Here is a 17557-nt window from a genome sequence, read left to right as displayed (position 1 = left end):
CGGTCATTCGCTGCGGTATGCATGAACGTCCGCTTTCGGGACTGGGTAGCGTATGGGTGACACATACCTCTGTGGTTGAATGTGGCGGCGTGTGGTCCGATGTGGCGGCCTGCACACCTTAATCCTAACAAAGCCAAATAGTTAATGTGGTTGGCTGGGGCAGCTTGTGGCGTGGTGTGGGGCAAGCCGGACTGAATCATAATCCGCGTGTCGGGGGTTCAAGTCCCTCCTCCGCTACCACCAAACCCCCACCTTTTTGGAACGGTTTGAAATCAAGGCACTAAGACGGCCCTTCACCTCGACCGGCACGCTGTCTTCCTTGGTCGGAGACACAACGATCTCTGAAGTCAAGCCGCGCACCGCGTCAAGTGCCTTTGGGTTCGGGTTGACGTCATGTGCTTGCATATAAGAGATCATTTCATCCAGTGCCGTGACATACTTGGAAGCTGTCGCCGGATTGAACTCGAACGCCTGCTCCTTCTCGTCAAAGCCGGCCAACAACTCCAAGGCAACCGAAGCGCGCTCTTTGCCAATAGTGAACTTTTCCTCACCTTCGACTCCTTCAAGAATACCCATCTCGAAAAGTTCGATACGATGCGGTTGCAGCTTGTTGGCTTCTGATAACGCGCGTTCAAGTTTCTTTCTGTCTGTTTTACCTGCTGAGTTGAGTTCGCGGCCTTCTTGATTGTAGGCGCGCTTGCCGTTGCCATTCAGCGTTGACGCGTTCCACTTCGTCCCACGGGGCGATAAGGCGTGAGCCAAAACGATATGCTAGGGCTATAAACCCAGTCAGATCTTCTTTGGGGTGCTACAGGCTCTCAGAAGGGTTGGCTGACTTGGGCCTATTGAAAGTAAAAGACTGGCGCGGCTTACCGCGCTCAGTATCGTCAGGTCGCGACGTGAGAAACATCTTTGTCCGGCGAATAAATGTCCAGGATGTTCCAATGACCGGTCGTTGGTGTCGGGTTGTTGATCATTGGCACATCCAGCACGGTTGGCTTGCCACTGGCGATTGCCGCTTCCAATGCGGGCAACAGTTCGTCGGCAGCGCTAAGTCTGTGCCCTTCTGCGCCGTAGGCTCGCGCTATGTCGGCATAGCCCGGTCCGTTTGCGGGTGCGGCGGCTGATCCGGGGAACGTGGTTCCATAGGTCAATCCGTAATGCGCCTTTTGAAGGCCCGCGATAGTGCCGAAGGCGTTGTTGTTCATAACCAGCCAGATGATGCCCAGATCAAGCTCGACCGCGGTTGCCAGCATCGACGGATTCTGACCGAACCCCCCATCGCCAACAAGACTTATCACCACACGGTCAGGGGTTGCCAGTTTTGCGCCGATCGCTCCCGGAGGGCCAAAGCCCATCGTCGCGAACCCGCCCGGAGTCAGGATCGAACCAGGTGTCAGGATATCGAACTGTTGCCCAACACCGTTCTTGTTCCAGCCAACGTCCGTGGTGATGATGGCATCCTCAGGCAGTGCCTTGCGGGTATCCGCCAGAATACGCTCGGGCATCATCGGAAAGGCCGATGAGGTCGCCATTTCCTCGTTGCGCGCTTTGAAGTCCGTCCGGAAGCCAGCGATCTTCTGCTCCAGCGTGGGGCGCTTGAAGCCGTCCGGATACATCTCGCGGGCGACCCGGTTGAGGACGCGCAATGCGGCCTTGGCGTCAGCAACGGCTCCGATCTCAGTGGGATAGTTCCGACCGATCTCCTGCGGCTCAATGTCGATATGAATGACCTTCGATCCGGGAATATTGAACGTGTAGCCAGGGTACCAACTTGAACAATCAGCCTCTTTGAACCGAGTGCCCACGGCAAAGATGTAGTCCGCATTCAAGCAGGACTGGTTGACCAACTCCGTGCCCCAAAACCCGGTCATTCCCAGCACAAGCGGGTGGTCGTCTCGCAACGCGCCTTTACCCATCAGGGAATGCGCGACGGGCAGGCCCATATGCTCAACAAATTCTCGCAACTCCTCGCTGGCCTGTGCCAGAAGAATACCGCCTCCGACATAAGCGACTGGGCTTTCGGCTTTAGCCAACGCTTCGACAATCTCGCCCGCTGTCTCGTCGTCAATCGACGGTTTCTTGAGAGCGCGCGTGTTGTCCCGAATACGGTCGAAACTGTCCGAGGGGATCACCTCTGAAAAGATGTCCATGGGAACATTGACCAGTACCGGCCCGGGCTGGCCGCTTTCAGCCAGATGGAACGCCTTTTCAAGAATCTCGGCCATTAAATCTGCACGGTCGACCCGCCAAGCGCGTTTTACGAAGGGTCGATAGATCTCCCACTGGGCGGCGTCGGCATGGAGGTTCACTTCCTGATGTGGATGTTTGCCGTAGTAGTGCGTAGGAATATCGCCCGCGATCACGACCATCGGGATACAGTCCAGTGCGGCGTTGGCGACCCCGGTGGCGCAATTGGTCAGACCCGGGGAGAGATGGGACAACACCACCGAGGCCTTGCCCGTCACGCGGGCATAAGCGTCCGCCGCGTGGCTGGCTATTTGTTCGTGCCGTACGGTGACGAAATCGATGGGGCTTTCCGCCAGCGCGGCCAGAACCGCTATATTCGTGTGACCGCATAGACCGAACACATGTTTGACCTCACGACGCTCAAGGAAATCGACGATGTGCTCAGCAACGGTTTTGCCTTCCAATTTAGCTCCGTCCATCACGCGACCTCCTGTCCGTAGAACTCACCGAACAAGTCCGGCTCCGACGGGCGATCCTCGGGGATGGGACGGCTGACCCAGGTGTAGTTCATCATGTGTTTCATGGTGACGTTTTCATTGGTGATGTTGCCGCCCCAGATGCCGCAGCCCAAGCTGCTGGTCATAGGCATGCCGTTGGTCCAGGCACCTGCGTTGGCCTTCGATTGTGGCTGTCGCACCATCATGCGGCTTACCGGGGCCAAGCGCGCTAACCGATCGATGTGATCGTCGTTGTGGCTGTAGATGCCGCAGGAGTGACCTTTGCCCCCGGTGTTGTAGATCTGGCTGACCGTTTCCAGCGCGTCATCGAACGTGTCGAAGTGATAAAGCGCCATCAGAGTGGTCAGTTTTTCCTTAGAGAACTTGTGCTGCGGGCCGATTTGCCCCTGATTTTCAACCATCAGAAACTTGCGATCTTCGGGGATGCTAAAACCGGCGACCTTGGCCGTTTGCTGCGGCGGACAAGCGATGGTCGGAAACGTACGGTTGCCCTTTTCGTCCCACATGGCCGCTTCGAGCATGGCCTTCTCTTCATCCGAACACAGGTAGCCGCCCTCGGCTTGAAGTGCCTTGACCATATCATCGTAAACTGAGCGCTGGATGATGATGTTGCCATCGGCTGAGCAACCGGACCCAAAATCAGAGGTCTTTGAAATACGCGTATTCTGCGCGGCGATGTCCAGATCGGCGGTTTCATCGATGACGATGGACGAATTGCCCGCGCCGACGCCATAGGCCGGGCGCCCAGAACTGTACGCCGCTTTGACCATGGGTTTGCCACCCGTCGCCAAAGTCAGGTCGCAGATCTCCATCAGATGTTGCGTCAATGGGATCGACGGTTTGCGAATGGATTGGAACAAGTCCTCGGGGGCACCGGCAGCACGACAAGCTGCTCGCATAACCTCGACCATTTCGAAGGTGGTATGGGCGGTTCGCGGGTGCGGGCTGAAGATGACCGCATTCCGTGCGTTCGCGGCGGACACGCCGGTCACCGGTGGCGTCATCGCCGGGTTGGTCATCGGGATCAGGGAGGCGATCACACCGGCAGGTTTGGCGTATTTCACGAGCCCCTTTTCCTCATCAACCTCGACGATCCCCGTAGAGGGCGTGCGCAAGACATCACGCAGCACCATGTGAATCTTGAAACGCTTCGCAGGACGCCCTTCGCGATCTCCGATACCGCTTTCGTCCACGCCTTGCTGAGCCAAACGCGTGAAGGTTTTCTCATTCCCCGCATACCACGCAATGGCCTGAGAAAGGCGGTCCAGCCTGTCCTGATCCCAATCCTCGATCTCGGCCATGGCAGCGCGGGCGCGTGCCAGCATATCGGCCGCCATGTTGCGGTCGTTTTCATTGAGCTCTTTGCCCATGATGATCCTCTTGGTGTTTTAGAATTGCAGCATTGGGCACACGACGCTGTGACCGCGCCGCGCCGAATGTTCGCTTGGCGTGGCTGAGACAGCGACGCGCGTGTTCTTCATATCCCAACTCGGCAACGCGGCTTTGGTTGGGTAATTCAATGGAGTAGTCGACGGGCGGCATCCGTTCGATGATGCCGGTGAAGTCAATCCAGCCTTCGCCGGGATAGAGCCGCGCATCGCGGGCCAACTGGATCATGCCCTCACGCGTATCGGCGATGCCAGGCAGGCAATCAGAGATATGCAGGAAATGAAACAGATCCGAGGGGACGTGTAGCAACTCTCCCAAATCCACGCGGCTGAGGTGCAGGTAAAGCGTATCGACCAGAATACCGCCGTTGGGCTGATCGGAGGCACGCACGATATCAAGCGCCTCATCCAGAGTGCGCAAGCGGGAGAAGCTTGGAAACTCAAGGTCCACTGTTAGCCCATACGGAGCCGCCAGTTCGCAGGTCTCGGAATAGACGTCGATCAAGAAGTCACGATCATCGCGGGTGTTGGTCCACGCGCTCATGATCATACGCTTGGCGCCCAGTTCCCCGCCGATCTCCAGCGACGGCTCGAAACTGCGCGGATCGACATCTTCGGTAATGCGCGCCAGCTCGACATCGAGGACTTTCAGACCGGTTGTTGAAAGCGCAGTTTTGGTAGCCTGCACCTGAGCCTTGTCGATCGGGGACTGGGTGAACTCTCCAGGCACATGCATCGGAATGAACCGGGGGCTGACGGCATCGTAACCGGCCCGTGCGGCGATATATACCAGCTCGGGCGGCGTACAGCCAATCAGCGTCAGATGCGCCAAGGAATAGAGAGAGGGGCGTGTGCCAGCCTCTTCGGGGTTCACCATGAACGACAGCTCCACGTGTCTGCGAATCTCAATTTCATCACACGTAGTAAAAAATATCTGATATTTTGTAAATTATCAACTTTTAATGCTGAGAAGGAAATGAAAACGCCCAGGCAATGGCCCGGGCGTGATCTAAATTCGTGTTGGCAGAGCCTTAGAGAGTGACCCATTCCCCTCCGGACTGGTGAGAGCGCACAGAGGCTTCAATGAATCGGACACCGTCTGCGCCTTGTTCGACACTGGGATAAGTAAGCCAATCGGCCGGAACGGTAACGCCATCCCGACGCGCAGCTACGGCCATGGCAAATTCCGTATAGAGGTTGGCCCAGGCTTCGATAATCCCTTCAGGGAAGCCGCGCGCGGTACGGATCAGACGTTCTGCGCCGGGGCCGATGCCATGCCCGTGACCTCGGCTGATGATACGATCCGGCTCTCCAAACCGATTGAACTTCAGCTGTTCCGATTTCTCCAGGTCCCACTCGAGACCTCCTTCGTTCCCGAATATGCGCAACCGCAACCCACCCCGGTTTCCGGGGGCAAGGCGTGTTGCCATCAAGGTTCCGGGGACTTCATTTTGGTAACGGGTGAACATGAACACCGTGTCTTCTAAAGGCTTTGGCGCGCCGCAAACATGGAACTCGGCCCTCAGGTCGGTTATCGGTAGGCCCGAGACAAAACTGGCGAGATGCGCGGCATGGGTTCCGATATCGCCGACACAGCTAGTCGGACCAGAAATCTTTGGGTCCAGCCGCCATTTGACATGGGGTGCATCAGCCACATCTTCGGGCGTCATCCAGTCCTGCATGAACTCAACATGAATCTGGTTGACTTTACCGATGCCACCTTCGGCCACAATCTGCTTGGCCTGTCGGATCACTGGAAAACACGACATCGCATAGCCGACAGCAAAGATCTGCCCTGTGCGCGCGGTGGCCTGTTCCAACCTTTCGGCCTCGGCGACTTCGTTGGTCAAGGGCTTATCGCACAGCACGTCAATGCCCGCCTCCAGAAAGGCTTTGGCCGCGTCGAAATGAACGTGGTTCGGGGTAGTGATCATGACGGCATCTACGCCATCCGGGCGCGCCGCCTCGGCCTTTGCCATCTCGTCGAAGGACGCATAGCACCTGTCTGCTGGCAAGAACCACTCAGCTCCGCGCGCCTTGCTGCGCGCGGCATCTGAACTGAGCGCGCCTGCGGTGACCTCCAACCGGTCGGTCATCCGCGCGGCCGTTGCTTGCGTAACAGAGATCCGTCCTCCGCCAACAACGCCCAGCCGCAAACGGCGAGACAGGCGAGGGAATGGACCGTCAAAACTCAGGTTTTCGGGTAGAAGTCTCTCAGCCATTCTGAACCTCCATTCCGGGAACCCACGCGCCTTCTGGCAGTATTTCCACCGCCATGAAGATGCTGGGGGTAATCGTCTCGTACTGATGCCAGGGATAGTTGCCTTCGGCGTCATACATCGGTTTGTGCGTCGCGCCCGGAGCCATGAATTCTTCGAGGTATAGGGTTTCAACATCCCGCTCACGGCATTGCTGCATTTTGCCAAAGCCTACGATTTGCGTATGCACTTCGCGAAACCCAGGTACCGGGCAGAACGGATGATCCTTGTGCAATCCGACATTCAATGGGACCGAACCGGAATGGTACATGGTCAGTCCAACGTTACCCACGAAGACCTTTGACGACATGTAGTGGCTGACACCGCGCAGACGCTCCTCTTGGCGAACATCAAAAGCAGATGGCCATGTATCTTTCACCGATGCGAACAACTCGTTGTCATCGGCATGGGCGTCGAAACCGTGAACAATGACGGCACGTTCCACGCCACTAATCGTGCTGTCTTGCACGATCACGGAGGAAAGCGGCGCAATGGTCTGATCCTCGACCGACGGTTCCAGTCCCCCAAGGTTAAGAACAATGGCGCGACCCTCGACAGAAATTCTGTCTTCATCAGTGATGTGCTGGACGCGAAAAAATGGCTGGGCAAAGTCGAGTGTCTCAATCGGCATGGACCAACTCCGTCCTCTCATCATTCAGGAAATCGACCGGCAGAGGCGTCGGCACCGCGCAACAGCTTTCTATTGTCTGATAGGCACCAAATTTCGGCGCCCGTTCGATCGCGTCCATGACCTCAAAAACGTGGTAGGCCAGCGCTCCACTTGCACGGGGTTGGCGTCCTTCTTGCGCCGCCAGGGCCAGATCCAAAAGGCCGAGCCCACGACTATCTTCATTGAACCCGTGTTTGTTCTCAACAACCTGCCAGTCCTCGCGACCAGTTGGACGGGGCTGATGAGACCAGCGCGAGGTCTCCCGCGTTTTCAGCCAGACATCCCCTTGAAAGATATTGGCACCATGAACCGGGTCAGGATCAGGAATGCTGATGGTGCCGTTTTCACCGTAGATCTCGAACCGCGGAGTTTCGCTGTCCCAGACGTCGAAGCTCATTGTCATCGACCCTATAGCTCCGGAAGAGAACTGCAGCAGGCTAAGGGAGTGCGTGTCGACCTCGACGTCCATCCATTCGCCGTTGCGAGGGCCGTTTTCGATCATCCTTTTGTCGAACGTGCATCGCGCCATTCCGGCAACCCGGTCAACGGGACCAAGGCAGCAGATCATGACGGTCAGGTAGTATGGCCCAAGGTCCAGCAAGGGCCCGCCACCGGCCTGGTAGTAGAAATCCGGGTTGGGATGGTGGCGTTCTGTCCCGTGGGTACCAACATGGGCAAAAACCCCAGTCGGTTTGCCAATGGCACCCTCGTCGATCAAGCGCCGAACGGTTTGCCAACGACCGCCCAGAAACGTGTCGGGGGCGCAACCGACCAGTAGCCCCTTTTCAGAGGCCATGTGCAGAATCGCCTTGCCATCCGTTCGGTTCATGACCAGTGGCTTTTCGGAATAAACGTGCTTGCCCGCCTCCAACGCACGCAAGCTGATTTCGGCATGCGCCGCCGGAATTGTCAGATTCAGAACGCAGTCAATCGTCGGATCATCGTACACTTCATCGGGCAAGCAAGCCTTTGCGATACCGTATTGTTCCGCCTTGGCACGGCTTTCCGAAGGATCGAGACTAGCACAAGCCGCAACCTCGACGTTCGAAAATTTTGACAGTGTTTTTAGATAGATATCGCTGATACGACCACAGCCAATAAGGCCGACCCGGAAGGATTTCGATGTCTCACGTGTCATCATTCCTGTCTTCGTAGAGGGGTAAGTAATTCGGGGGCATCGGTCCTTTGTTCCGACCGCCCTGGTTCATCTGCTCCCAGGCGTGGGCGAGTATTCCGACCGAGCGGGACAGGCAGAATAGCCCTCGCGACAAGGGCGCAGGAAAGCCAAGCTCGCAGAAGATCACAGCTGTCGCGCCATCGATATTCATGGCAATCGGCCGACCGCCGCGTTGACGGCCGAGTTCGGTCTGAACCTCTTCTCCGATATCGGCAAACCGGCCAGAAACTGTGCTTTCTGTCGCCGCATCACGAACAAGTTGCAACAATCGTGGTGCGCGTGGATCGACGGGTTTGTGGAACCTGTGACCAAAGCCCGAGACGATCTTGCCATACGTCTCGCGCCAGCTGTCCAAGCCATCCCGAACAGCGTCATTCAGCAAAGCTCCCGCATCCATGCGGACTGCGATATCATAGTACAGCTCTGCGCACTGCTCTCCTGCACCGCCGTGCACGTCGCCCAGCATGTTCACCGCAGTCGCCATCGCGTTATTGAGACCTACCCCGCAGGTGGCGGCCATACGCGCCGCCGCGATTGAGGGAGCCTGTGGGCCGTGATCCACGCCTGCGACCAAAGCGGCCTCGAACAGACGTGCCTGCGCGTCGCTGGGCAGATCACCCCGCACCATCAGCCAGATCATCTGCGGGAAAGATACGTTCCCGATCAGGTCCTCTATGGCGTTCCCACGAAAAGCGATCTGACCGGGCTTCATGTCGATGATGGAGGTACGCCACCATTGGCGGATAGCTTGCTCGTCGTTTGTCATACCTTTGCACCTCTAAACTCGCTCATGCGCTGCTGACGAAGTGAATCGAAAACGCTTTGAAGACGACTGATTGAGGCGGTGCAGCCGGTGAAGATTTCAAAAGACGCTGCAGCCTGATGAACTGCCATTCCGGCACCATTCATCACTTTCAACCCGATTGTGCGGGCGCTGCTCAGAAGGTGTGTCTCGAGCGGGAAATATACGATATCTGCCACCCAAGCACCCGGCCTCAACAATGATGGATCAATTACCGACCCGGGGTACTTGTCCATCCCGAGCGGTGTTGCGTTGACCACTCCGTCCACAAATTTGACCCGATCCAACGAAATCGAGGGGGAACCCTGAAGCTTTGCATACGGGCGCAAGACCTTTAGTCGACTGACCAGCGCCTGCGCGCGGTGGAAGTCAGGATCGATGATCTCCAGATCTCGAACACCTGAATCAAGTAAAGCCAAAGAGACCGCACTGCCCGCGCCGCCAGCACCAAACATGAGAACCGTTTCAGTCTTCGATGATCCCAAAAAATCTCCGAAGGCACTGTGGAAACCTATGTAATCGGTGTTGTGGCCAACCATTCTGTCGTCACAAAAAACCACCGCGTTGACAGCTTGAAGCTCCTCAGCAGTCTTGGAAAGCTCATCAAGATGATCAATGACTGATGCTTTGTAGGGGTGTGTCACGTTGACCGCCGCACAGCCTAATTCAACGGAATAGCGCAGTAAATCAGCGACCGACATTCCACGAAATGGCTCTTTTACAGTGTCGATCCTACCGTAGCTCAGATCGATACCCTGCGCCCGGCCCTCCGCCTCGTGCATCTCAGGCGTCATGGAGCCAGAAATCCCTTGTCCGATTAGAGCGGCCTTCATATTAGGGTGTTCCTTCCGCCAATTGGTGTCGCGTTTGCGCCGCTAATCGAAACGCAGCGTTACGCGCGCCATAGCCGGCGTAACCAGTTCGGCGCTCAACAATTTCAAAGAAAAAGCCGTTAAAGATGGGGCGGCTGTATATCTGAAAATACTCGGAACCCGCTGCCCGATCGTAGAGAATGTTGCCTCGACGCAGTTGGGCAACCAAATCGTCATCCAATCCGAATGTCGCTTGCAGATCAGCGTAGTAGTTTTCAGGGATAGACAGGCTGGGAAAGCCGGACTTGAGCAACTGGGCAGAAGTTTCAAAAATATCATCGGACTGGAAGGCGATGTGCTGAACACCGGCCCCAAATCCATCTTCAAGGAATGACGCCGCCAGTGTTCGGCGCCCAACGGCCCCGTTCAGGTTCAGGCGCACTTCGCCCTCGGGGCTTTCAATAGCTTGGCTTTGCACGACGCCGGACGGGTCGGCAACGTTCACGATCGGGGATTTTGCCATCTCAAAAGTCGAAATGTAATAGAGCAGCCAGCTTTGCATCTCATCGTTACGCATCGTCTGTGCCAGATGGTCGATGCGGCGCAGACCGGCGGGCTGGATCGCTTTGGTCTTGGCGACTGGCTCGAACTCGATGTCCCAAACCCGATGCAGATCGGATTTCTCATCTATGAAATGGACAACATTGCCACCAACACCTCGGATGGCCGGGATGTCCAGTTCCCCGGTCCCTACCGGCTGTGAGAAATTCGGAGCGCCCAACGCAGTCGCGCGCTGAACCGTCTGATCCGCATCTTTGACACGCAACCCCATATCACAAACGGAGGGGCCGTGACCCAGGAACGCCGAATGGGCAAACCCTTCTTTTTCGGTATTCACAACGATGTTTATCGCGCCCTGCCGCCACAGCTCGACGGACTTGGATACGTGTTTTCGCTCCATTCGAAAACACATTGCTGACAGCATATCTGCCAGCTGCGCGCCGCTTGTTTCGTCGGCTGTGAATTCGACGAATTCGAAGCCCGACGCATCGACGCGTTCCGGCAGGTCCGGGATGCCGAAATCTGTTCTTGGCTCGGTCCGCGACACCTCATCCAGAAGGTTTACCAGCGACCTGTAGCTGTCTCGGGCCAGTGTTCGGCCGCCGGGTTGAGGAGCTGCTTCGTTGACGCGCGCAATGGACCAAGGCCCTTTGTACCCGGCGCGGGCAAGCACGCGCACAAAGCCCGCAAGGCTCAGCGACCCAAGCCCCGGCAGAAGCCCAAAGTGCCGTTTGAGCCGACGTATGTCCATCTCAAGTCGGGGCGCATCGGACAGTTGCACATGGAACAACCGCTCTCCGGGAATGTCCCGAAGGCGGGCTGGTTTGGACCCGTCGGCAAGCGAGAAGAAGGAATTCAAGGCCAGCCCCAAATGAGGGCTGTCGATGGCTTCAACGATGCCTAGCGCTTGCTCATCCGAGTGAATAAGATCCGACCATGGCAAGCCCATATAGGCCAGACGCAACCCCATTTCCTTAGCGATCTGGGCCGCCTCGCCAAGATCTGCGATTACCTGTTCTTCGGTCAAGGCGACATCGACCTCGAATGCGGACCCGATTAGTAGCAATTCCGTTCCCAACTCGCTCATCAGGTCGAGTTTGCGTTTCAGCCGATCAAAGGCGCGTTCCCGTCCACCGCCGGACTGTCCTTCAAGGTTGTGAAAGGGTTGCAGCAGGCAAACCTTCAGGCCGAGGTCCGATGCAATTTCGCGGACTTGCGAAGGCGGCCCGTCAAAAGCGGTCAAATCCGGTTCGTGTAGTTCGACACCCCCGAATCCCGCTTCAGCGATAGCACTTAGTTTTTCGACCAGATCACCGGGGATCGACGTTGTCGAAACCGAGAGGCACATTATCCCTGATATCCAAACATACGCGGCAACCACAGGACCAGATCCGGCATCAGCATCATGATCACCAAGGCGAAGATGAGAACCGCGAGGAAGGCCCAGATTTCCGAGATGATTTCGCGCAGCGGAATGTCCGTCACGGCGTTGATCACAAAGAGCAGAATGCCATAGGGCGGCGTGATCAGACCGATCATCGAGTTCACGACGACCAGCACCCCGAAATGCACCAGATCAATCCCAAGCGCTTCGCAGGTGGGAATGAACAGGGGCACGATCACCAGAATGATCGTTGTTGCGTCCAACACGCAACCCAGCGCGAGGATCAGCAGGTTTACGAGGATCAGGAATACAATCGGGCTGACATCCGAACCCTCCAGAAGCGCCGAGATCGACTGAGGAATCTGCTCCTGAATGACGATGAAGTTCAGAATGAACGCACCCCCAATGACCACCCCGACGGCTGCGGAAGAGCGCGCGCTGTCGACGAAGACCTGATAAAGGCCACGGAAGGTCAGCGCGCGGTAGAACAACGCTGCCAGTAGCAATGCGTAGAATGCAGCGACTGCGGCGGCTTCGGTCGGAGTGGTGACGCCGCCATATATGCCGTACAGCAGGATTGCGGGCATCAGCAGTGCTGGGAACGCGTTGGCGGTTTTAGCCGGCAACTCGCGCAGCGGAACTGGTTCTTCCAATGCAAAGTTCCGCTTGCCGGCAAGATAGTAGTTCATCGCCATGAGGACGACGCCCATGATCAGGCCGGGCAGAATACCGGCCAAGAACAGCGACCCGATGGAGGCCTTGGAAACGAGCGCGTACAAAACCATCGGAATCGAGGGCGGAATGATCGGGCCAATCGTCGCCGACGCCGCCGTGATTGCAGCTGCGTAGCCTCGGCTGTAGCGGCCATCCTTGGTCATCATCTCAATGATGATCTTTCCGATCCCCGCGGCATCCGCGACAGCCGAACCGGACATGCCGGAGAAAATCAAAGACGCAACCACGTTGACGTGCCCGAGGCCGCCCTTGAAACGACCGACAGCAGCGACGCAGAAGTTCAGCAGACGGTCCGTGATCGAGCCCGCATTCATGATATTCGCGGCGACAATGAACAACGGCACGGCAAGCAGGATCGTGCTTTTATAGAAGCCTTGTAGGATCTTCTCGCCCGCAAGGGCGACGTCCAGTCCAGCCGTGCCCAAGTACACCAATGAGGCCAAAAGGATGGAATAGCCAATAGGTGTCCCGATGCCTGCCAGAAGAAAGAGAGCGAGCAGGCAGGAAAGAAGTTCAAAACTCATTTCTTAACTTCCTCGTCCTCTTCGACGTCGACACGGGGATGGTCGTCAACCACGTTGTACCCAACAACCAGTTCCAACTCTGTCTTTGGTGGGCCATTACGCATGACGTCAAAGAACAGCCACGCGTAGCGCGCTGCGACGACCAGCATGAATACCGCGTAAATCGAGAATACTGTGCGCAAAGGTATCTTCTCGCCGGAGAACGGATTGCGGACAGTCGATGTCTTGCGGATCTTCATCCAATCGATGTAGTCCCACGTTGGAAGGAAGCTGTAGAGCATACCGACCACGATCGCTGCGGCCGCCAGCATCGCAAAGACCTGCCGCACGCGCATCGGCACGGAAAGGTAGATGATGTCGAACTTCACGTGATCCCGTTCGCGCACTATGAAAGCGCAACTGAAGAAGATCACCCAGACCCACAGAATGCCGATGAGTTCAAGTGTCCATCCGGCGGGGGTAAAGAAGTAGCGCAAGAGAATTTGCAATAGGAAGATCAGGAAGATTGCCGCCAGCATCCCGCCGGCAATCGCTTCGGTCAGTCGGGAGAACCCCTTCATAAAGGCTTTCATTATGGTTCTCCCTCCCTAGTCTTGCTGGGCTCAGTTGCCCAGAGCGTTTATCTGATCCAAAACGCCTTCGGGCCATGAACCTGCGAACTCGCTGTCCAGATACATAGTCTGTACTTGATCGCGGAACGCCGCGAGATCGGGTTCATAGATCTCCATGCCTTGCTCTTTCAGGAAGCTGACAAGATCTTCTTCTTTCTGAAGCTGCTTCTGGCGACCGGATTCAGCCGCTGCATCCGCAGCTTCCTGAACCTTGGCTTGCTGTTCCGGCGTCAACCCGTCCCAAACTTCTTTGCCGATGGCGATATAGTTCAAGTCAACCAAGTGCGATGTCAGGATGATCTGATTGGTCACTTCGTAGAATTTGGCATCAACCACGGTTGGCAATGGGTTGTCCTGACCGTCAACGGCACCGGTCGACAGAGCTGTGTAAACCTCTGAGAACGCCATTGGTGTCGGGGCAGCACCCAGCGCTTTGCCAAGGAACTGCCACGCATCTGTGCCCGGCATCCGCAGGTTCACACCCTCCAGATCAGCCGGAGTGCTGACGGTCAGTTCATCCTTGGGCTGGCGCAAGTTCACCTGACGACGGCCCAGATACATGACCGACAGCAGTTTGACGCCCAGTTCTTCTTCGGCCTTTTGCTTGAAGGCATCCATCAAGGGATCGTTGAAGACAGCCACCTGATGCGCAGCGTCCTGGTGGACATAGCCTGCGGTAAAGATCGAAAACTCGGGGAAGAACTGTGCCAGTTCCTGCGCCGAGGTGATCGACATTTCCAAGTTGCCCCGGCTGATGGCGTCCAACTCCGTACCTTGGGCGAAGATTGTGCCGTTATAGCTGGGCTCATACGTCGCAAATTCAGCGACCATGGGTGCGAAAACCTCGGCCATAGCGACCGAGCGCTGGTCGGTCTCCGATCCTGATGTTGCGAGCCGCAGTTGCACTTTGTCTTCCGCCAGCGCACCACTTGTTGCGCTAAACAGAACACCGGTTGCGACCAAGGCTGATACAGCAGCCCGGCGAGTAAGTTTGGTAATCACTTTGCTCCTCCCTGAGACATCATGATGCTTCTTTTTTGCGATTCAGAGTTTTGACCTATTTTGGACATTTTGCAAGATTTTTTACAAAATATCTGATATTTTATATTGCTGTCATATCTACCATTGGTGTTTTTTGTGAGTTTTTGATCCTGACCGTCTCACCTGTTCTGCAGGAATTCTGAATAGCTTCAATAACTTGAAGCGTTCTGAAACCCTCCCATCCAGACACAATCGGTTCTGCTTCGTGTCGAGCTACTTCAACAAAGTGCCTAAGCTGATTGACCAGAGGGTCAGACGCACCCTTCTTCAGCGCGGTTGATGTGATTGGCGTCCACCAGTCCCTTTGCTCACTCTGGTAACTCCACAATCGTAGATCGGGAACGGACAACGAACCATGAGAGCCACCTATCATGTAGCTACTCTCAGTGGTTGAAGGATAGATTGGATATTCTTGAGACGTCATCTCCCAGCTCCACGGGGCGACGATGCTGTCGGACACACTTATGGTCCCTATCGCCCCGCTTTCGAACGTCAACAGAGCACCGGCAACATCTTCGTTGTCGTAACCCCGCTGCGATGCAGCCGACTGAGCCTGTACGGTCATGACTTCTCCGGCCAGGTACCGCAGCAGATCAACATCGTGGACAAGATTGACCGAGATGGGCCCTGCACCGGGTTTCTTTCTCCAAGGCGCAGCATCAAAATACTCGTCTGGCTTATAGAACCAGCAATTCGCATGGACAGCGCGCACATCTCCAATCTTCCCATCGACAATGGCCTCCTTAGCCGACCGGATCAGAGGATTGTGTCGACGATGATGTCCGACCATCAGTGGCACATTGGCCTTCTCCGCTGCTTGAACAAGCTCAAGTGCAGCAGTGGCTTCTACGGCGATCGGTTTTTCGACAAGAACGGGACACCCATGTCGAACACACGTGAGGCCTTGTTCAACATGAAGCGTGGTCGGGGTCGCCAGAACAGCTCCGTCCGGCGACTGATTTGCAAACATTTCCTCGAGGGTCTCGTAACATGCGACCCCGTGCTCAACGGCGTAAGCACGACCTTCATTGCTGGGGTCGACCACCGCGACGAGATCAACATGGCGCAACGCTCGGATAGCGTCTGCGTGGCGGCGTCCAACAAGACCAATGCCGACAATGGCAATGCGAAAGTTCTTAGACACTTTGTTTCCTTCCGGAGGGTCCGGAAAATCCCGAAACCGATGATTGCGATCGAGCCGCTTTGCCCAACTTGGCCACGACCGTATTGGGGTTTTCGCGATTCCGCAATAATGTATGATATTTTTATTTTTACCATACATACGTTTGGATTGCTGGTGTCTCTGAAAAATGCTAATTGAACGAGGAAACTGATAATATCGGGTGAAACGCATGGCGAAACAGCCATCCACGATAGGTGCAAGCACCTATCAGCGCATCAAGCGGGACATCATCTTCGGAGAGCTGCAGCCCGGCTCCAAACTGAAGCTGGACGCCTTGAAGGAACGCTACTCGGCAAGCCTTTCGACACTTCGTGAAACGCTAAACAGGCTCGCCAGCGACGGATTTGTCGAAGCTCCTGAGCAACGGGGATTCCTGGTTACACCGGTCTCCCGTGAAGACCTGATCGAGATATCAGAGCTGCGTGTCCTGCTGGAGTGCCACGCATTGGAGTTATCCATCGAGAATGGTGACACGGATTGGGAGGGGAACCTCGTCGCCGCGCATCATAAGCTGCATTTGATGGAGCAACGGCTTCTCAAAGGAGATGACTCTGAGAAAGAAACCTGGAAGAGGTACGACTCGGAGTTTCATCAAGCAATGATAGCAGCCTGCAACTCCAAGAATCTTCTATCCCTTCACTCAATCATCTATGACAAATATCTTCGTTACCAGATGCTCGTACTGACCTATCGAGGTGAGGTAGCAGCCAAAGAACACAAACACATGTTCGATGCCGCATTGGCCAGAGACGCGAATATGGCCAAGAAGTTGTTGGAAGATCACATCCGAAATGGCCTCGCCCACACGTTGGAGGCTATGTAGGCCATTCCGCCGTGCCGCAATTGCGGCGGCCTCCAACTCGGAGCAACGCGGTGAAGTCCAATATCTTTTGATCGAATTCGCCAGTCAGGGTACCGCTACGACAATTGACCTTTCAGCTTACCCCTCGAAGGTCGCGGCACCCGTATTTTACAGAGTGTTAATGTGTGGGGTTTGTGTCCAAGACGGACCTCCGCTACCACTAGAATCAGTCACTTGCATCAAGGTTGAACCAGCCCGTCGCTCCGGACATGATTCCAGGGGACAAATTGTGGGGCAAACTGCGCCGGAATCCGTCAAATCGGGCGAACGGTCGTGATGCGCGCGCGCCCTACAGATCAAGCTTCTGACACCCGCGCGGTATCCGATCCGAATGACCAAAACTCACTGCTGAGCGAAAACACGCCGCGCATGTAGCAGCATTCCGCTGCGTCAACAAAGGCTCTCTTTTTGAATCTCATGAGATGCTTTAAGTCGAGCGGGGCATTTGGGCAGGGCAGAAAAATGAAACTCAGCGCATTAGAAGTTTTTTGTATTGTACTCGCAAGCGTCGTGGCCGGCGCTGGATTTGTTGGAGCAGCGAGCGCGTTGATTTCGGGTATTTGAAACACCTGAACAGCACGCTTTCCCTGAATTGAGGAAAGTCAGTCCGCCCAATTGCGCACGAAGCGTATTGGCGGGGACCGTCCGCTCTTGCGGCCGCGCGGCTGGTCTGGGCACTGCTGTGACAAGCGACAGAACGTTTGACTTATCGCGACACGTTTCGATGAACAGCAGAGAGCTATCCGGGATCCACGAACGCCGCGCCCCGAAGCCCTTTAACAAATCGCGCAGTCGCTTTTGCAACTCCGGGCTGGATTTTTTTGCGAAATTTGGCATTCTG

At 56.0% G+C, this 17557-nt stretch carries 16 protein-coding genes; 1 reads left to right on the top strand and 15 read right to left on the bottom strand.

Going from position 1 to position 17557, the window contains the following annotated elements; all coding sequences use genetic code 11:
• Window positions 1-234: 234 nt before the first annotated feature.
• The 14 genes from ACR0JW_RS13930 to ACR0JW_RS13865 form a co-directional block, all read right to left on the bottom strand.
• Entirely contained in the window at window positions 235-762 is a 528-nt protein-coding gene (locus tag ACR0JW_RS13930; RefSeq protein ID WP_170825220.1) for a hypothetical protein, read from the bottom strand.
• Between the two features lie 125 nt (window positions 763-887).
• A complete protein-coding gene (locus ACR0JW_RS13925; protein WP_170602883.1) occupies window positions 888-2669 on the bottom strand; it encodes a thiamine pyrophosphate-binding protein in 1782 nt (593 codons plus the stop codon).
• A complete protein-coding gene (locus ACR0JW_RS13920) occupies window positions 2669-4078 on the bottom strand; it encodes an aldehyde dehydrogenase family protein (protein ID WP_170681646.1) in 1410 nt (469 codons plus the stop codon). The genes ACR0JW_RS13925 and ACR0JW_RS13920 overlap by 1 nt, the downstream gene beginning before the upstream one ends.
• The gene (locus ACR0JW_RS13915) at window positions 4059-4988 is read right to left on the bottom strand and encodes a sugar phosphate isomerase/epimerase family protein (RefSeq protein WP_480714080.1); all 930 of its coding nucleotides are present in this window, start codon (window positions 4986-4988) and stop codon (window positions 4059-4061) included. The genes ACR0JW_RS13920 and ACR0JW_RS13915 overlap by 20 nt, the downstream gene beginning before the upstream one ends.
• A 139-nt stretch (window positions 4989-5127) precedes the next feature.
• Window positions 5128-6318 (bottom strand): Gfo/Idh/MocA family protein, encoded by a 1191-nt coding sequence (locus ACR0JW_RS13910; protein ID WP_480714079.1) that lies wholly within the window; start codon window positions 6316-6318, stop codon window positions 5128-5130.
• Window positions 6311-6985, bottom strand: a complete 675-nt coding sequence (locus ACR0JW_RS13905) for a hypothetical protein (RefSeq protein ID WP_170681649.1) — start codon at window positions 6983-6985, stop codon at window positions 6311-6313. The genes ACR0JW_RS13910 and ACR0JW_RS13905 overlap by 8 nt, the downstream gene beginning before the upstream one ends.
• Window positions 6975-8162 carry a Gfo/Idh/MocA family protein gene (locus tag ACR0JW_RS13900; protein ID WP_480714078.1) on the bottom strand — a complete coding sequence of 396 codons (1188 nt, stop codon included), beginning with the start codon at window positions 8160-8162 and terminating at the stop codon, window positions 6975-6977. Before ACR0JW_RS13900 ends, ACR0JW_RS13905 begins: the two co-directional genes overlap by 11 nt.
• Window positions 8152-8967 (bottom strand): citryl-CoA lyase, encoded by an 816-nt coding sequence (locus ACR0JW_RS13895; protein ID WP_170681653.1) that lies wholly within the window; start codon window positions 8965-8967, stop codon window positions 8152-8154. Before ACR0JW_RS13895 ends, ACR0JW_RS13900 begins: the two co-directional genes overlap by 11 nt.
• Window positions 8964-9836, bottom strand: a complete 873-nt coding sequence (locus ACR0JW_RS13890; protein WP_170681655.1) for a shikimate dehydrogenase — start codon at window positions 9834-9836, stop codon at window positions 8964-8966. The genes ACR0JW_RS13895 and ACR0JW_RS13890 overlap by 4 nt, the downstream gene beginning before the upstream one ends.
• 1 nt (window position 9837) lies before the next feature.
• Window positions 9838-11724 (bottom strand): TIM barrel protein, encoded by a 1887-nt coding sequence (locus ACR0JW_RS13885; RefSeq protein WP_170681657.1) that lies wholly within the window; start codon window positions 11722-11724, stop codon window positions 9838-9840.
• Window positions 11724-13019: a TRAP transporter large permease gene (locus tag ACR0JW_RS13880; protein WP_170328647.1), complete on the bottom strand. Its 1296-nt coding sequence runs from the start codon at window positions 13017-13019 to the stop codon at window positions 11724-11726. The genes ACR0JW_RS13885 and ACR0JW_RS13880 overlap by 1 nt, the downstream gene beginning before the upstream one ends.
• Window positions 13016-13591 (bottom strand): TRAP transporter small permease, encoded by a 576-nt coding sequence (locus ACR0JW_RS13875; RefSeq protein WP_170429693.1) that lies wholly within the window; start codon window positions 13589-13591, stop codon window positions 13016-13018. Before ACR0JW_RS13875 ends, ACR0JW_RS13880 begins: the two co-directional genes overlap by 4 nt.
• A gap of 30 nt (window positions 13592-13621) precedes the next feature.
• The gene (locus tag ACR0JW_RS13870) at window positions 13622-14632 is read right to left on the bottom strand and encodes a sialic acid TRAP transporter substrate-binding protein SiaP (RefSeq protein ID WP_170681659.1); all 1011 of its coding nucleotides are present in this window, start codon (window positions 14630-14632) and stop codon (window positions 13622-13624) included.
• Between the two features lie 100 nt (window positions 14633-14732).
• Window positions 14733-16025: a Gfo/Idh/MocA family protein gene (locus ACR0JW_RS13865; protein WP_480714077.1), complete on the bottom strand. Its 1293-nt coding sequence runs from the start codon at window positions 16023-16025 to the stop codon at window positions 14733-14735.
• On the opposite strand from ACR0JW_RS13865, the gene ACR0JW_RS13860 reads away from it, so the two are divergent.
• Window positions 16024-16677, top strand: coding sequence for a GntR family transcriptional regulator (locus ACR0JW_RS13860; protein WP_170612103.1), 654 nt, complete (start codon window positions 16024-16026; stop codon window positions 16675-16677). The two genes, ACR0JW_RS13865 and ACR0JW_RS13860, sit on opposite strands and share 2 nt — an antisense overlap.
• A 335-nt stretch (window positions 16678-17012) precedes the next feature.
• Here the strand turns inward: ACR0JW_RS13860 and ACR0JW_RS13855 are convergent, their stop codons facing one another.
• Entirely contained in the window at window positions 17013-17135 is a 123-nt protein-coding gene (locus tag ACR0JW_RS13855; protein WP_480714076.1) for a hypothetical protein, read from the bottom strand.
• Window positions 17136-17557: the final 422 nt, after the last annotated feature.

Source organism: Ruegeria sp. BG6, assembly GCF_056538465.1.
This window is presented reverse-complemented; position numbering and strand designations above follow the sequence as displayed.

Bases quoted from the DNA above. Each gene is read 5' to 3' on its own strand.
- ACR0JW_RS13925 (WP_170602883.1), bottom strand. From the start codon at position 2,669: ATGGACGGAGCTAAATTGGAAGGCAAAACCGTTGCTGAGCACATCGTC.
- ACR0JW_RS13920 (WP_170681646.1), bottom strand. From the start codon at position 4,078: ATGGGCAAAGAGCTCAATGAAAACGACCGCAACATGGCGGCCGATATG.
- ACR0JW_RS13910 (WP_480714079.1), bottom strand. From the start codon at position 6,318: ATGGCTGAGAGACTTCTACCCGAAAACCTGAGTTTTGACGGTCCATTC.
- ACR0JW_RS13905 (WP_170681649.1), bottom strand. From the start codon at position 6,985: ATGCCGATTGAGACACTCGACTTTGCCCAGCCATTTTTTCGCGTCCAG.
- ACR0JW_RS13900 (WP_480714078.1), bottom strand. From the start codon at position 8,162: ATGACACGTGAGACATCGAAATCCTTCCGGGTCGGCCTTATTGGCTGT.
- ACR0JW_RS13895 (WP_170681653.1), bottom strand. From the start codon at position 8,967: ATGACAAACGACGAGCAAGCTATCCGCCAATGGTGGCGTACCTCCATC.
- ACR0JW_RS13890 (WP_170681655.1), bottom strand. From the start codon at position 9,836: ATGAAGGCCGCTCTAATCGGACAAGGGATTTCTGGCTCCATGACGCCT.
- ACR0JW_RS13885 (WP_170681657.1), bottom strand. From the start codon at position 11,724: ATGTGCCTCTCGGTTTCGACAACGTCGATCCCCGGTGATCTGGTCGAA.
- ACR0JW_RS13880 (WP_170328647.1), bottom strand. From the start codon at position 13,019: ATGAGTTTTGAACTTCTTTCCTGCCTGCTCGCTCTCTTTCTTCTGGCA.
- ACR0JW_RS13875 (WP_170429693.1), bottom strand. From the start codon at position 13,591: ATGAAAGCCTTTATGAAGGGGTTCTCCCGACTGACCGAAGCGATTGCC.
- ACR0JW_RS13860 (WP_170612103.1), top strand. From the start codon at position 16,024: ATGGCGAAACAGCCATCCACGATAGGTGCAAGCACCTATCAGCGCATC.
- ACR0JW_RS13865 (WP_480714077.1), bottom strand. From the start codon at position 16,025: ATGCGTTTCACCCGATATTATCAGTTTCCTCGTTCAATTAGCATTTTT.
- ACR0JW_RS13855 (WP_480714076.1), bottom strand. From the start codon at position 17,135: ATGAGATTCAAAAAGAGAGCCTTTGTTGACGCAGCGGAATGCTGCTAC.